The following is a 16,035-nucleotide window of genomic DNA, read 5'->3' as shown; positions in this document are numbered from 1 at the left end:
ATGGTCGGCGTCGCGCAACGAGTCATCTATGAAAACGGGGCGGAGTACGAGGGCTTGCCTATGTACATCTTCAGCGAAAAATCGACCCGTCATGCCATCTCCCGGTCGTCCCACCGTGTCATCAATAAAGGCGACATCGTGCAGCTCAACCTGTCGGCCAAGGTAGACGGCTACTCGCCGAGCATCGGCATGCCGATCAGCCTCGGCAAGCTGACTCCGGAGCGCCGGGCGGTCATCGAATTCGGGCTGAAGGCGCACGAGTGGACGCAGGCGAACTTGAAGGCGGGCGTACTGGCAAGCGACGTAGCGAAAGGCTTTCTGCAATTTTTCAAAGATAACGGGTACGAGAAAAACTATCTGTACGGCCCGTGCCACGGCACGGGAATGATCGAGGTGGAAGCGCCGTGGATGGAGACGTCGTCTAGCTATTTGCTGCAGCCGAACATGACGTTCCAGATCGATACGTTCGTCACCACGGACACGTTCGGCATCCGCTGGGAGAAGGGCGCGGTCATCCGCGAGGGCGGCTGCGAGCTGCTGTGCAGCCCGATCGGCACGATTCACGAGTTGGAGTTTTAATTCGTTTTTTTGGAAAAGCCCATTCCTCATTCGGCCCAACGCCGAACGGAACGGGCTTTTCCTTTTAGCCGCAGCTATTTGTTTATTAAATGTTTAGAGCCCCTTCCTATAATAGGATATATTGCGACGAAATTTGCGTTTATTCTACAAACGGAGGCAAGCGATGAGATCATCTTTGTTCAGCAAGGTCGTTCAAGTGTCGTTAAGCTTTATTTTGGTTACGTCTCTGTTTTTAGGTTATTTGGCTCCGGGAGCACACGCGGCTACCAAGGATCCGATTCCCGCAGCCCCGGGGCCGCGGGAGATCGACTATCATGGAGGGTTTGTCTATGCGGCGCATCGGGTGGACGCATCCAATCCCGCGATCACAAGAACTTCATTAGCGAATTCGGCGGTCGAGACGGTCGTGACAAACGTCTCGTATGTCATGAGCGTCGCCTTGAATATCGACGGAGACCTTTTCTACACGCGGGACAGCGATCCCAAGGTGTATAAAATCCCGGCTTCGTCCTTGACGGCGGGCTTGCCGGTAGACGGATCGACTGCGTCGGTCTACGCTACATTTGACTCAAACAATACCATGTTCCTGTACGCCACAGCGTTCGATTCGGAAGGCAACCTGTATGTTGCCAACAATCGGAATATTTCCAACCCTACCATTATCAAAGTGGGGAAGGGAGGTTCGCCGGTTACGGAAGTGGTTGGCGGGTTCACCAGGACGATCGTGGGGATGGCTATTTCCCTGGATGGCGACCTGTATATCCAGGACGAATGGAATAAATTCTATCGAGTCTCCAGCGACGATCTAGCCTTGGGAAGCGGAGCCTCCTACGAGGAGATCACCGGAATTCCCAGCATCCCGAGTAACGGCGGGCTTGCTAGCTTGCCGGACGGCAGCATTATCTACTCTTCCGGTAATACTTTTAACTATCTCGTGATCCCTCTGTCGCCGCCCGGCATCGAGTTCGTCGGAGAACCGATCCCCTTACTCGATCCGACTAATGTCAACCATACGGCCAGCGTCGTGACGAGCGTCTACTCGCTCGGCAGTAAGCCGGTTTTCTCCCGCGGCATCGAATACCGCGCGTATTCGGAAGACGGAACGGAGCCGTGGATTAATTTGCCTTATGATGGAGCCACTCCGCAGACGAAAGGCTCGTTCACTACCGTATTGAACGGACTCGTATGGCTCGGAGAATATGAGGTTCGCGGTTACGCGACCAGCGAGGTGGGGACCTCCTATACCGCAACGAAGCGATTTACGGTCGAAGTAGAAGATAATATGAATGAGTGGGACGTTCGCTTTGACCGAATCGGCCCGTCCGTGCTGCACGTGAAGGATAAGAAGCGGGTCGTCGCCGTCGGGGAAGGCGTGATGAACTTGCTTCGTAGGCCGCTAAGCGAAATTCACTACACGTTGCAATTCGGGGGCAACGTCATCCCTCTGGAATACCGCATTATCAATGAAACGCAATTGGAACTGACCTGGAAAGCCGATCTGGATCCGGGAGTCTATGAAGTACATTTGGAACACGATAAATATACGGACATTATCATGAAAGACGATCCGGCAACCGAGGAGTCCGAAGGGCTGACGATCGTCAACACCGACTTCTACAAGCCGCGCAACTTCGATAGCATCGAAGTGCCCAGCACATCCCCTTCCTCTGGGAACGACTTAAGCGTCCTGAAGGTGCAGGGTCCTTTTACGGAGCTGCCTACCACACCCGGCCTGTATACACTGAACGATCCTAATGAGGTCGTGACTCTTAACGGGAACGTTCTGTTCAAGGGCAGCAGCCTTCAGGTGGACAAGACCGGCGCGGACGGGAAAACCGTCGTTCGCGGCGACGGTCGGCTATTCGTCAATGCTTCCATTCAAGGAGCGACGGTGCCGTATACGCTCTACGAAGGGGCATTCTCCTTTTCGTCGGATCAATTTTCCCTGGCTTTGAACGGAGGGGAAGCGGTCGACTATTTGAGACTGAACATGCCGTTTAAACCCAGCTCCGTGACTTTCGTCAAGGGCGGCGTGAATCTGGCCGGACAACTGGAGCTTGGCTTCACGGCGGGCAATCAGAAAGTGTCCGGCACAGTTCCGGTGGACGCGCTGCAGTATCGCAACAACCGGTTCGATCTTATCGGCACTTATACGCTGAACAAGTCCTTTAAGCTGGGGCCGATTGACGCGTCCAATACAAAGTTTGTTATCGACAGCCGCTTCCCTTATGTCAGCGTAACCGGCAAAGGCAATCTGCCGGGCACGAGCATTGGCCTCGACCTGTATATGGACCTCAAGCAAGGACATCTGGACGAGCTCAGCTTCGACACGTTCAAAAAGGCGAATTTCGCCTCGACAGGTTTGCAAATCGACTATTTATTCGGCGACGTGGGCAACTTGGCCGGGAAGACGCAAATTCCCCAACGGTTCCGCATAGACGGTTCGGTTACGGATATTCTTGTCCCACAACTGAAGCATCCGTCCGCCGCGTATAAATTTAATCTGCTTGGAACCGATAATATCTCCGTCGATTTGACTCCTTACGGCCTGGAGGCAAGCGGTATCGAGTATTATTACTGGCTGGCGGTCAAGCAAATGAAAATGCAGGCCGTCGTCAATCCGTCCATCGCCGGCCTGAAGAGCTTCTCACAGCCGGGGTTCATCGCTTCGGGCGACATCAACGCCTTTGACGTGATCAAGGGGACGATCGGGGCTTACTCTTTCAATAAGAAAGGATATAGCGGAGCGGTTAAAGCGACCGTTTACGTACCTAAGGGCATCCCGCGCATTGGCGGGGCGACGGTTCGCGATGTGGTGCTCAGTGTGAACGAGAAGCAGATTATTGGCGTGTTTAAACATAACGGAATCGGGGCAAGAGTCTCGTATACATTCGCCAACAATACCATCTTTTTCGAAGTGGAGGCCGAGCCGCCGAAGAAGTCGTGGTGGGAGAAGGGGCTTGATTTTCTTAACGGCATTAGCGATTTCTTCGATAAAATCGCACCGCTCGGCGATATTTTAGAGGAGATTTTCCTCTATAATCCGTCCGACGACATGCGGTTCAGACTCGCGGCGACCGGCGACTGGAAGAAAGATTTCGACTTCGGACAGTTCAACCGCACTGCGCTTGTTGCGGCAACGGGGGACATGGAGCGGGTGTATGAATTGACTCCGGTCAGCCTTGCGGCGCAACCGATTTCCTCTGCGGAACCGAACGCGGCGGCGAGAATAGCGGACGGGCAATTGACCGCGGTAGACCGTACGCCGTCGATGTCGGCGCAGGCGGACGCGTCGGGTGGACGGACGACCTTTGGTTTCCGGGCAGACCGGGCATTTGAGGCGTTGATCGTTCTGACGGGCGACCAGCGGGATGCCGTCTTGAAATTCTCTGCGGGCGATAAGCCTAATGCTGAAAATACGGTGCAGACGGAAGCCGTCTACGAAGCCGGCGCGAACAAAACCTATGTGCGGGCCGAGCTTGCCAAAGGCGACTGGAAGCTGACCGCACAAAGCGACAGCCGGATTCTCGTGAACGAGTTGCTGTTTGCAAATCCGTCTCTGACGCAGGAGCAACTGGCGAAGAAGTGGGAGCAGACGCCTGAAAGGCCGATCTATGCCGCTTACTTGGAGGAGCGGGGCTCTTTCGCGCTGGCAGTGGACGCCGGACCGTCCGACGCCATCATCTATAAGCCGGATGGACGGCCGTATTATTTGCAGACGGCAACAGGTCAGCCGGGGTGGAACGCCTTCCGCGATGCCGACGGCATTCAGCATGCGCTGATCGGTGCGGCGGAAGCGGGAACTTGGCTGATCGTTTCGGACGAGAACCCGTCTTCGGTAAGGATTGGACGTGTGCCAAGCCAAACCTCGACGGACGAGCTGAAGGCGTGGGCGGAAGCCAAGGCGTATCCTTCTACGTTCGAACTGCCCCAAACCTCAAACGGACAGGCAATCGTGGAAATCTACGGAGCGGGCGAGGATACAATTTTATATGCGCCGAACGGCGAGCCGTACTCGCTGCAGCCGGATTCGGGCAAGAGCGGAATGAATGTCGTATATGACCAATCCCAAGCTAAAATGACCGTTTGGGTGGATGGAGTAAGTCTGAAGGGACAATGGAAGGCGGTCGGAAGCGACTTCGTCAGTATCGCGGCTTACAAGTCGAGCAGGAAATTTAAATCGATTAAGCCTCTGCTGGACGAAGGCCGCTACTCCAAGATCGTGGAGTTGGCGGAGAAAGGCGATTACATGCTGTCTATCGGCGGCGGCAGTACCGATACGGTCATTTTGGATCCGAGCGGCAAAGTCTACAGGCTGAATTTCTCCGATCCGGACGGCAACGCTTATGTGCAGCCGGCATCGGATAGGGTACCCGCCTCGGCCACTGGCGCAGACCCGCTGGATGTGCCGAAGGTCGACACGCCCACCCCGGCGATTGACGGCCGCGACCATCTGTACGTTACGCTATTGAACGCTCCTGCCGGCAAGTGGACGATACAGAATAAGAAGAGCGTGGAAGTGGACATTCAGAAGCTTATTCCTCTTCCAGAAGTAAAAGCTTCCGTGGCGGCGGTAGCCGGCGCGGAGAACCGGATACGGGTCGATTGGTCGACGGAGCACGCCGCTCCCGGCACCGAAGCCACCATCATGCTGACCGACGGCGGCGAGTCGTTCGTCGGAGAAGTGCTGGCCGAAGAACTGGCGGCTTCTGGCAGCAAAGTGATTGATATTCCTGCAGGAACTGTCCCGGGCACCTTTTCGATTTCGGTCATGGCAGCAAGTGCGGACGAAGCGCCGGCTTACGCGATCGCGGAAGGCACGGTGGAAGTGAAATCCGCGTATGAGCTCGCGGCGCCAGGCGCACCGCAAATTGTATCCGCCGGCAACGGGGAAGCGACCTTGAGCTTCGCGTCCGTATCCGGGCAGGTGGATAGCTACCGGATTTGGATCGGCGAAGGCGCCGAAGTGCAGCCTGCAACGCCAGCGATGGATATCGAGCCGCAGCCCGGAGCCGCTCAGCAGGCGGTGATCTCGGGTCTTCCGGAGAACGCCGATTACACAGTGGCCGTTACGGCCGTAGGCAGTCGGGACGGACGGCTTGCGGTGAGCCCGATGTCCGACAGCGTTTCGTTTACGCTGTCGGCTCCTCAACCGGCCGCGCTGGACATTGGCGTGGATGCGGGGACTCATCCGGTTGCCAGTCGCGATTACACAGCTTATGACGGCAGCGACGGGACGCTGTTGATTACCGCTGCCAAACAAGCTTCGCTTACGGTCAATGCGGACAAAGCGGCCGAGCTCAGCTTGACGGTTGACGGGCAAATATTCGACAACGTGCAGGTGCCGGCTAACGGCTCACATGCCTTCGATCTGAACGAGCTATTGGGAATGGCAGAGCTTGAAGAGAGAGAGTATAACGTGCAGATCGAAGCGACGAACGAACGCGACGATCGCAGTGTGGAATTCCGTAGGCTAGTTGTCGATAGCACGAAGCCGCTGCTGATCGCATCCGGCGGCAACAATGCGACGGGCGCTCCGATCTCGCTGAACGGAACGGTGGACAGCTCCGGCAAGGTGTTCATTGTCGGGCAGACGGAAGTCGGAGCGACGTTGGAGATAGACGGCGTCAATGTGCCGCTGGACGGCGAAGGACGCTTTGCCTATTACGCTCCGATAGCGTGGGGCGGCAGCGGGGATCGTCAAGTGATCTCGATGCAGGCTGTAGATGCAGCCGGCAATGTGACGCCTTACGGCTTCGAGGTATTGAAGGATTTTACCGGCCCTTGGGAGACGTATCCAAGCGACCTGGCCGCACTGACGGTTGACGGTGCGCTTTTGAATGCGCCTTATCAATTCGGCACACTGTCCTATCAAGCGACGGCCGAGTCGAATAAGGTTCGCATCTATGCGGTGCCGATGGTCGCCTCGTCGATCGTTACAATTGACGGGCAGACGCTCGCGACAGACGGTTACGTCGAAGTTGAGGTACCGGCCGGTGGACGAACAGTGCAAATTCAGGTACAGCCGGACGGAAGCGGGCCGGGAAAAAGTTACTCGTTACAATTGACCAACGGTTCGAGCGTAGCCTTGCTAAACGGGCTGACGTTGAAGACGCAGACCGGAGAAACGGTTGCCGCACCGAAGTTTACAGGAACGGAAGAGGTCTACGAAGTGAATGTAGACAATGCAGTAGAAGGCGTTAAGTTGACGCTGAGCTCTTTGATGGCCGGATCGACGATCACGGTCGACAGTAAAGCGGTTCAGAACGGACAGGCCTCCGAAACGATTGCTCTGCTAACTGGGGAAAATACAATTCCTGTGGCGGTTGTTGCGCCGAACGGCTTGCAATCGCGAAGCTATGAGGTAGTCGTATGGAGAGAGGCGAGCGGCAATGCTGAGCTTCAGCAGTTAGGCATTGCGACCTCGGGGGCGACGTTGGGGACGACTTTCGACCCGAACGTGGCGGATTATCGACTGTTAGTGCCTTCTGGCACTACGGAATTAACGCTACAGCCGATTGCGCAGCAACCGGACGCCGTCGTTCGCGTCAACGAACAAGCCGTGACGGGCAGCCCGGTATCGCTTCCGTTCGGCGGGGAGAGCATGACTGTCGTCATCGAGGTTCGCGCTCAAGACAAAAGCGCGCGCCAGTATACGTTGAATGTCGTGCGTCAGAAGAACGCGCCTGCAGCGCCGCCGCTGTTGGACAGCCTGGAAGCGAGCGCTGCTCTGGACGGAGACTTTGCGCCTTACAAGCTGAATTACGGCACGAAGACGCGATTAACCGGGGGCAGCATGACCGTTAAGGCAACGACAAGCGACCCGCAGGCAACGGTTACAGTCATGGGCAAGACCTTGCAGGGAGGCGGCAGCTTTACGCCTAATCTGGCTATGGGACTGAATACGATCAGCATTCAGGTGGAATCCGCCGATCTGACCGCTTCTCAGACCTATTCGATTGACGTAACGCGAGTAAGCAGCGGCGGCTCCGGATCTACGGAAGCTGTTCGCCAATCGACGGTTATCGGCGGAGCCGGAGGCTGGATGGTGCAAATTCCGATCGTGCGGACGACCGCATCTGATGGCAGCGTCATCGATACGGTGAAGCTGGATGCAGATAAAGCGAAAGACGTCGTGGCCAAAGCGAAGCAAAGCAAGACAAGCGTCGCACGAATTCAAGTGGCGGATATGCCGGGCGATCCTGCCGACGAACGCTTCGTGAGCTTGAGCGCGCAAGCAATGACTCTCCTGTCCGGCAGCGGCATTTCGCTGCAAATCGAGCTGCCCGAGGGTATCATTGAATTGCGGACGGATTCGCTGAAGCAGCTTGGTTCACAAGGCAAGGATGCTTACTTCCGAATCGTGCCGATCGTGAAGACAAGTGAGCGCAGCGAAGTGAACGAGCGTGTGCTGAAGGCGGAATTGGTTAGGCAGGCTGCAAACAGCCAACCGGTCACCGTCATCGGGCGCCCGGTCAAGATCGAAACCAACTTCTCCGGTTATAAGACGGAGCTTCTGCTGCGGATTGACGGCCTGAAGCTGCCGACCGACGAATCGGCAGCCCGACGGATGTTGTCGGGGCTGGCGGTGTATATCGAACATAGCGACGGCGAGAAGAAGCTCGCTCAAGGCGAAATTCGCTTTGAGGGCGGTAAAGCGGGCATTGTGATTGAAGTCGATAAGTTCAGTACGTTCACGACTGTGCAGATCGGCAGCGGCGACACGACGGGAGAAACGCTGGAACCTTACTTGTCGGGGTATCCGGACGGCACCTTCGGACCGTCGCAATCGATCAAGCGCTCCGAGTTCGCCATGATCCTCCATCGACTTGGTTTGAGTGAGGGAACGACGGTCGGGGAAGTCTCAGGCTATAAGGATGTTACAAACGGTCATTGGGCGGCGGAAGCAATCGCGGCGATGCAGCGCTCTGGACTGATGCGCGGTGATAACCAAGGCATGTTCCGGCCGGAATCCGCCGTGACCCGCGCGGAGATGGCGAGCATCGTAGCGAGACTGCTTCCGCCAGACGGGGCAATCCAGATTGAGCCTGTTGTTCCTAACGACGCCAAAGGGCATTGGGCGGCAGGAGCAATCGGCAAAGCGCTGCAGGCCGACATTCTGAAAGGCTACCCGGATGGCACGTTCCGTCCGGACAGAACCTTGACCCGAGCGGAAGCGGTGCGAGTGCTGAACCAGTTGCTCGAGCGGCCGACTGCGGAAGTCTCGGCCTCCTCTTGGCCGGACGTTCCGGCGAGCCACTGGGCGATTCGCGAGATAGAATCGGCCTCAGGCAACGTAATCGTGTCGGAAGAAGGCGGCGTACAAATTAAGCCGGTTCGCAATAAATAAGATTAGCTGGAAAGCCCGTGGACCGGAAAGGCTCCGCGGGCTTTTCTTTCCGCTTCAAATTCTGCTCGACAATAATGTTCGTTTGTTTTAATATTATGTTATAAACAAACATATAACGAACAAGGGAGCTAACAAAATGGCATACAAACCAAGACTTAACCGGATGTTCAGCGAGCAAGGCAAGTGCTTCGACGTTGCGATTGACCACGGCTTTTTTAATGAATATTCCTTCCTTGCCGGCATTGAAAATATGAAGAGCGCCATCGAGACGGTCGTTCAGGCCGGACCGGACTGCATTCAGCTCAGCACCGGACAGGCGAGACTGTTGCAGCAGATCCCGGGCAAGAAGAAGCCTGGCCTTGTACTGCGTACGGACGCCGCCAACATCTACGGCAGCGTGCTGCCGCGCCATCTGTTCAGCGAGTTGGTCGACCGCGCGATCGAGCAGGCGGTGCAATTGGATGCGGTCGCGGTATGCGTCAACCTGCTGCTGCTGCCGAACCAGCCGGAGCTGCATCACCAATGCGTGCGCAACGTTTCTCTGCTTAAGACGGAAAGCGATAAATACGGCATGCCTCTAATGGTCGAGCCGCTGGTCATGCTGCCGAACGAAGAGAAGGGCGGCTATATGGTCGACGGCGACATTCGTAAAATTATGCCTCTCGTTCGGCAAGCGGTCGAACTGGGAGCGGACATTATCAAGGCCGATCCTAGCGACGACGTGACCGAGTATCACCGCGTCATTGAAGTGGCGTCCGGCATTCCGGTGCTCGTTCGCGGCGGAGGACGCGCAAGCGACGAGGAGATCGTGAACCGGACGGTCGAGCTCATGAACCAGGGAGCGGCTGGCATCGTATACGGACGGAACGTCGTGCAGCATCCGACGCCGGGCGCGATGACTTCGGCGCTGATGAGCATCGTTCACGAGGGCGCGGGGGCCGAACAGGCACTAGCGATTCTGAAGGGAGCGCAGCAATAATGGCGAAAACAATCGTATCCTTCGGAGTGATCGGCTGCGGACTGATGGGCAAGGAGTTCGCCAGCGCGGCCGCGCGCTGGTGCCATCTGACCGGCGTCGATTTCGAGCCGCGCATCGTTGCGGTGTGCGACGCCAATCCGGCGGCGACGCAATGGTTCGAGGAAAATGTGCCAAGCGTGGAGCGCGCGTATACAGACTACAAGGAGTTGCTCGCAGATCCTGGCGTCGAGGCCATCTACTGCGCGGTACCGCATAATCTCCATGAACAGATCTATATCGATATTATCCGGGCGGGCAAGCATTTGCTTGGAGAGAAGCCGTTCGGCATCGACCAACAGGCGAATGAAGCGATTATGACGGCCATTCAGGAAAACCCTCAGGTCGTTGTGCGCAGCTCGTCGGAATTTCCGTTTTTCCCGGGGGCGCAGCAGATCGTTCAGTGGGTCAAGGAAGGCAAGTTCGGACGGATCATCGAGGTCGAAGCCGGGTTCTGGCATTCCAGCGACCTGGATCCGACGAAGGCGATCAACTGGAAGCGCCGGATCGCTACGAACGGAGAATACGGCTGCATGGGCGACCTTGGCCTGCACGTGCTTCATCTACCGATGCGCTTCGGCTGGAAGCCGAACAGCGTGCGCGCGCTGCTCTCCAAAATCGTTGAAGAGCGCCCGGACGGCAAGGGCGGCATGGCTCCTTGCGAAACGTGGGACAATGCGATTCTTGCTTGCGACGTGAAGACGGCCGATCAACAGTTTCCGATGGTGCTGTCGACAAAACGGATTGCGCCGGGACATGCGAATACGTGGTTTATTCGCATCCAGGGCACGGAAATGTCCGCCGAATTTACGACCAAAAATCCGAAGCAAGTGGCGTCCCTTCCTTACACGCCGGGCGGACAGCAGGCTTGGCACGTCGTGGACGCGCCTTACAAGTCGGCCTACGGCACGATTACCGGCGGAATCTTCGAATTCGGCTTCTCCGATTCGATTCTGCAAATGTGGGCGGCGTTCTGCGACGAGATTGTTCACGGCAAGGAAGGTATGCAGCAGCCGTTCACGTGCGCTCTTCCGGAAGAGGCGGCAGGCAGCCACCGCTTGTTCACCGCTGCTCTTGATTCGCACAAGACGGGCGGTACGGCGGTCGTCGATTGGGGGAACGGGGCGTGAGCGAACGCCTGCACTCCGCGGAGGTAAGCGAGGTTGTCGTAGCCGGCCATATTTGTCTGGATATTATTCCGACGATGCGCGGCGCTTCGACGCCCGGCCAGAGCATTGGGGAACTGCTCGTTCCCGGCAAGCTGATCGACGTCGGCGCGGCTGCCCTATCTACGGGCGGAGCCGTGCCGAATACGGGTATTGCCCTGCACCGTCTCGGTGTGCCGGTCACCTTAATGGGGAAAGTCGGAGACGATCTGATCGGCGAAGCGATTCGGTCTATCGTTCGCAGTCACGACGAACGGCTCGCGGAAGGAATGATTGTCGCTTCCGAAGAGACCAGCTCGTATTCCGTCGTGATTAGCCCTCCAGGGATCGATCGGATTTTTCTCCACTGCACCGGCGCGAACGATACGTTCTCGGCGGACGATGTGACGGCAGAGAAGCTGGAAGGGGCCAGGCTATTCCATTTCGGTTACCCGCCGCTCATGAAGCGGATGTACGAGGACGGCGGAGCTGAACTGGTACGACTGCTCTCCTTGGTGAAGTCCAGGGGGCTGACGGTTTCTCTCGATCTGGCGCGGCCTGATCCGGAGTCGCCCGCGGGTCGGTCGGATTGGAAGTCGATTTTGCGAAGCGCGCTGCCACACGTCGACGTATTTCTGCCGAGCTTTGAAGAGATTTTGTACATGTTGCAGCCGCAGCGGTATCGCGAGCTGTCGGAGCGCCAGGGCTCGGACGAACTGCTTGGCTACGCGGACGCTTCGCTGCTGTCCGAGCTATCGGAAGAGCTGCTGGATATGGGCGCGGCGATCGTCGCGATCAAGCTGGGCGAGCACGGCTTATACCTGCGCACGACAGGGAGCGCCGAGCGTCTGGCAGGCATGGGAGCGTGCGCGCCGGACGGAAGCTGGAACAATCGCGAGCTGTGCGTGCCTTGCTTCCGGGTGGATGTCGCGGGAACGACGGGAGCCGGAGACTGTACGATCGCCGGTTTTCTGGCCGGTCTGCTCAAAGGGCTGACGGCGGAGAAGACGTTATTGGCGGCTGTGGGTACGGGGGCTTATAATGTAGAACGGACCGATGCGGTGAGCGGTATCCCGGCATGGAACGACCTGCAGATCAGAATTGCCGGCGGTTGGCCGCAACGGGAAACGGGGCTGTCATTGCCGGGCTGGTCGCGTGAGCCAGCCGACGGAATCTGGGCCCCGGATGTCGGTAAATAAGAAGGAGGCTGAACAAATGTCCATACTGCGAAGCGAAGTGAAGAGAGCCCAGAAAAGGGCTGCGGAGCTGCTGGCGGACGCAGGCATTGTGCTGACCGATGCAGAGCGCGAGAATATCGAGGTAGCCGGCTTTGGGCTTGGCGATCTGGAGAGCCAGGGCCTTGAATTGATCACTTACGTGAATACGGATCGCTATTGCGCCAAGGATCTGGTTCTATTTCCAAGACAGACTTGTCCCGAGCATATTCATCCTCCGATCAACGGCGAACCGGGCAAAATGGAAACCTTTCGCTGCCGTTGGGGGCATGTGTACTTATACGTAGAGGGGGAAGCGACGGCCGCTCCTCAGGCTGTCGTTCCCGCAGGAAGCGAACCTTATTACACTGTATTTCATGAAATCGTGCTTAAGCCGGGAGAGCAGTATACGATTCCGCCGAATACGAAGCATTGGTTCCAGGGCGGTTCGGAAGGGGCGATCGTATCGGAATTTTCCAGTACGAGCCGTGACGAATTCGATATTTTCACCGATCCGCGAATCGAAAGAATGCCTATCGTCATAGAGGACTGACGAAGGGGGAGCGGTTATGCGCTTGTACGGCAAGCAGTGGACGAGAAGGGAAATCGAGGCTCGCGTCGGCAGCGTCGCGCAGATCGGCGGCGTCCGGAGATTGACGCTGACAGAAGGCAAGGAAGCCGGCACGGAAGTAATCGAGGTGCGGACCGGAGCCGGGCTGTCGTTCGAGATTATCCCTTCCAAGGGAATGGACATCTCGCTGGCACAACTCTGGGGAACGCCGATTTCCTGGCAGGCTTCGAACGGCAATGCGCATCCGGCGTTCTATGAGCCGGAAGGAACAGGCTGGCTGCGTACGGCATCGGGCGGTTTGTTAATGACTTGCGGCTTGGCGCATGCCGGCTCCCCGTCACAGGACGAAACCGGCAGCTACGGCCTGCACGGCAGAGTGCACCATACACCGGCGCGCAATGTGTGCATCCGTGAAGAGTGGGTCGGCGATGAGCTGGAATGGAGCGTCTCCGGCATCGTGGAGGAGACGGCGATCTTCGGCAGCAAGCTAAGATTGACCCGGGAACTGTCCGGCAAGCTGGGGGACAATCGCATCGCGATCCGGGACAAGGTGGAGAACTTCGGCTTCCGTCCTGCGGAGCATATGATGCTGTATCACTTTAATTTCGGCTTTCCTCTGCTGGGAGAGTGGACGGAAATCCGGCTTCCCGAAGCCGACCGCGAAGTCCGTGCCGACGGGGGAGGAGCCGCGCTGGAAAGCAGCGTTTCCTGGGAAGCGCCGAACCCTGATGCTGAAGAGACCGTCTTCTATCACTCGCTTAGGCGCGAGGCGGTTGACGAGAAGGGCATGGCGAAGGCAACCATCGTTCAGCCGGAATTTCCGACGGCCGGGGGAACGAGGGCAACGGAGGTCTCCCTGAGTTGGTCGGCCGATACGCTCCCGCTGCTTGTCCAATGGCGAATGCCTGGGGCGGGAGAGCATGTGCTCGGTCTGGAGCCGTCTAACTGTCGCGTTGAAGGGCGCGAGTCGGAGCGCCTGCGCGGAGGATTGTTCGTCCTCGAACCCGGCCAGTCGGTCAACTATCGATTGGAGTTGAACGTCGATTGACGGCAAGCGATAATAAAGGGATAGCGAATGGACGATCGGGAGGCCGCACGGCAATGAAAGGGACCTATTACAGCTTAAATGCTAGGCAGCAGCAGATGCTTGAACAGATTTCCCGCGAAGGCGAGGTTCGAGTGTCGACCTTAAAGGATACGTACGGCGTAACGGAAATGACGGTTCGCCGCGATCTGGAAAAGCTGGAGGAGACGGGGGAGGTCAAGCGCACGTTCGGCGGCGTCATTTTCGTCGGTCGGGACGTGGCGCTGCAGGAACGCGTCGCCCTGCTGACGGACGAGAAGGCGAGAATAGGTCGATGGGCTGCGGCGCTGATCAAGCCGGGGGAGTCGATCTTTATCGACGGCGGGACGACAACCTCGCAGATCGCCCGCTACCTGCCGCACGGAATGAACATTACGGTCGTGACCAATGCGCTTAACGTCGTGACTGAGCTATCCGGCAAACAGATTCCCGTCATGATGACGGGAGGCACGTATAGCGAGTCGACGCATTCCCTCTCCGGGCCGCTTGCGGTGCAAAGCTTGTCGGGAATGGCGTTTCATCGCGCTTTTCTCGGTACGACTGGCATTACTGTAGAGCATGGCTTCAGCAATTCCAACATCTACGAAGCGGAAATCAAGCAGATTGCGATCCGGCAGTCGACCGAAACGACGATTGTCGCCGATCATTCGAAATTCGGAACGAAGATGCTAATCTCGTTTGCGACTCTATCCGGCGTGCAGCGGATCGTAACTAATCGTCAGCCCGACGAGGAGATTGCGCTGGCCTGCCGCGAGTCGGGCGTGTTGCTTGAAACTGCCGAGTAATTGGAAGACGTCCCAATGCCGCTTATGCGGCGGATGGAGGCGTCTTTTTGTTTAACGCCGAAATTCCTGCCTTCTCGCCATCCTGTATTCCCAATATCCGACGTTTTGTTTATAATATAATTGATAATCATTCTCACTACCAAACGGATTCAGGGGTGCGGGAACATGAGACGGCATTACTTCATAGACAGTTCCGACAAATTCGTGGAAACGATCTGCCAGATGGCTCGGATGGTCCCGCCGGGCCGCGGTCGGGACGGCGGGCAGCACGGCGAGGGCGGCCAAGGGCAGGAACGCTTCGCTCGATATGAGATTAGAGAAGAATACGGAACGGGCAGCGTCGAAGTCTATCAAGTGATGGAACATTCCACGCTGGTACTGTTCGACGTCGCCTTTTGCGACGATGTCATTTTCGAATACGACATGAAGAGTCATTACGTGGGCGTGACCTATTGTATCGACGGAGAGATGGAGCGGCATGAGCAGGGCTACGAGGGATTCCTGTTCGCTCAGAATCATCTGTTCGTGTCCAAATCCGCGGAGATGAAAGGCCGAACGTGCCAACACGGGGGACAGCGTTATCAGTGCGTGTCGTTGAATATGAATTCGGAACATATGATTCATCTGCTCGGCAAGAGCGGCATTGAGCTGTGGGACGATACGATGGGAAGGCTCGAGAGGCTCACGCGCAGGCAGTACGTGACCGGGGGACAGTTGGGCGAGGTCGTGACAAACATTTTTCGCAGCATCTTCTACTGCGAGCTTCCGGAGAAGTCCAAGATTCTCTATTACGAGGGCAAAGTGAAGGAGCTGCTGTCGCTGCTCGTATCCGGAAAGCTGCCCGGGCTGGAAAACGACGAGACGGCGATGCTGCTGGACGATTACGAGATTCGGCAAATCCGCTTGGGGCACGAACGCTTGATGGAGAACCGCGGCCATCCGCCGACGCTGAACCAGCTGTCGAAGGAGCTAGCGATCAGCCGCAACAAGTTGGCTAAGGGCTACAAGCTGATCTACGGCAAGACGATCTACGACCATTACCGCACAACCTGCATGCAGGACGCGGTCGTGCTGCTGTCGGATCTCAACAAGTCGGTGCAGGACATCGCACTGGACATCGGTTATTCCAACGCCAGCAACTTCTGCAACGCGTTTAAGCGCGAATTCGGAGTCACTCCGCTGCAATACCGCAAAATAAGGCTGAAGAACGCCTCCGGACAATCGGGTACGCGTACAACATAATCGGTGCTTGTCGCACAACATTTTCAAAGCATCCTTCGGTATAGTGAGGG

Annotated in this window: 9 protein-coding genes; all 9 read left to right on the top strand. The window is 57.1% G+C overall.

Annotated features, from left to right (window positions below):
- The coding region (locus tag DFP98_RS38035; protein ID WP_116065866.1) for a M24 family metallopeptidase at positions 1-579 on the top strand (579 nt) is incomplete at its 5' end.
- Positions 580-742: 163 nt separating this feature from the next.
- Positions 743-8,929 (top strand): cadherin-like beta sandwich domain-containing protein, encoded by an 8,187-nt coding sequence (locus DFP98_RS38030; protein ID WP_116065865.1) that lies wholly within the window; start codon positions 743-745, stop codon positions 8,927-8,929.
- A gap of 136 nt (positions 8,930-9,065) precedes the next feature.
- The gene (locus DFP98_RS38025; RefSeq protein ID WP_116065864.1) at positions 9,066-9,908 is read left to right on the top strand and encodes a class I fructose-bisphosphate aldolase; all 843 of its coding nucleotides are present in this window, start codon (positions 9,066-9,068) and stop codon (positions 9,906-9,908) included.
- A complete protein-coding gene (locus DFP98_RS38020; protein WP_116065863.1) occupies positions 9,908-11,074 on the top strand; it encodes a Gfo/Idh/MocA family protein in 1,167 nt (388 codons plus the stop codon). Before DFP98_RS38025 ends, DFP98_RS38020 begins: the two co-directional genes overlap by 1 nt.
- A complete protein-coding gene (locus tag DFP98_RS38015; RefSeq protein WP_246017190.1) occupies positions 11,071-12,288 on the top strand; it encodes a carbohydrate kinase family protein in 1,218 nt (405 codons plus the stop codon). Before DFP98_RS38020 ends, DFP98_RS38015 begins: the two co-directional genes overlap by 4 nt.
- A gap of 16 nt (positions 12,289-12,304) precedes the next feature.
- Positions 12,305-12,856, top strand: coding sequence for a D-lyxose/D-mannose family sugar isomerase (locus tag DFP98_RS38010; RefSeq protein WP_116065862.1), 552 nt, complete (start codon positions 12,305-12,307; stop codon positions 12,854-12,856).
- A 16-nt stretch (positions 12,857-12,872) separates the two neighbouring features.
- Positions 12,873-13,922, top strand: coding sequence for an aldose 1-epimerase family protein (locus tag DFP98_RS38005; protein WP_116065861.1), 1,050 nt, complete (start codon positions 12,873-12,875; stop codon positions 13,920-13,922).
- A gap of 53 nt (positions 13,923-13,975) precedes the next feature.
- A complete protein-coding gene (locus DFP98_RS38000; protein ID WP_116065860.1) occupies positions 13,976-14,743 on the top strand; it encodes a DeoR/GlpR family DNA-binding transcription regulator in 768 nt (255 codons plus the stop codon).
- 165 nt (positions 14,744-14,908) lie between these two features.
- On the top strand, positions 14,909-15,985 hold the full coding sequence (locus tag DFP98_RS37995; RefSeq protein WP_116065859.1) for a helix-turn-helix transcriptional regulator: 1,077 nt from the start codon (positions 14,909-14,911) through the stop codon (positions 15,983-15,985).
- The last annotated feature ends 50 nt before the right edge of the window (positions 15,986-16,035 follow it).

The organism is Cohnella phaseoli (genome assembly GCF_003386235.1).
GTDB lineage: Bacteria > Bacillota > Bacilli > Paenibacillales > Paenibacillaceae > Cohnella > Cohnella phaseoli.
This window is presented reverse-complemented; position numbering and strand designations above follow the sequence as displayed.

What these genes read in the sequence shown, in the direction of transcription:
- DFP98_RS38030 (WP_116065865.1), top strand. Translation starts at nt 743, where the DNA reads ATGAGATCATCTTTGTTCAGCAAGGTCGTTCAAGTGTCGTTAAGCTTT.
- DFP98_RS38025 (WP_116065864.1), top strand. Translation starts at nt 9,066, where the DNA reads ATGGCATACAAACCAAGACTTAACCGGATGTTCAGCGAGCAAGGCAAG.
- DFP98_RS38020 (WP_116065863.1), top strand. Translation starts at nt 9,908, where the DNA reads ATGGCGAAAACAATCGTATCCTTCGGAGTGATCGGCTGCGGACTGATG.
- DFP98_RS38010 (WP_116065862.1), top strand. Translation starts at nt 12,305, where the DNA reads ATGTCCATACTGCGAAGCGAAGTGAAGAGAGCCCAGAAAAGGGCTGCG.
- DFP98_RS38005 (WP_116065861.1), top strand. Translation starts at nt 12,873, where the DNA reads ATGCGCTTGTACGGCAAGCAGTGGACGAGAAGGGAAATCGAGGCTCGC.
- DFP98_RS38000 (WP_116065860.1), top strand. Translation starts at nt 13,976, where the DNA reads ATGAAAGGGACCTATTACAGCTTAAATGCTAGGCAGCAGCAGATGCTT.
- DFP98_RS37995 (WP_116065859.1), top strand. Translation starts at nt 14,909, where the DNA reads ATGAGACGGCATTACTTCATAGACAGTTCCGACAAATTCGTGGAAACG.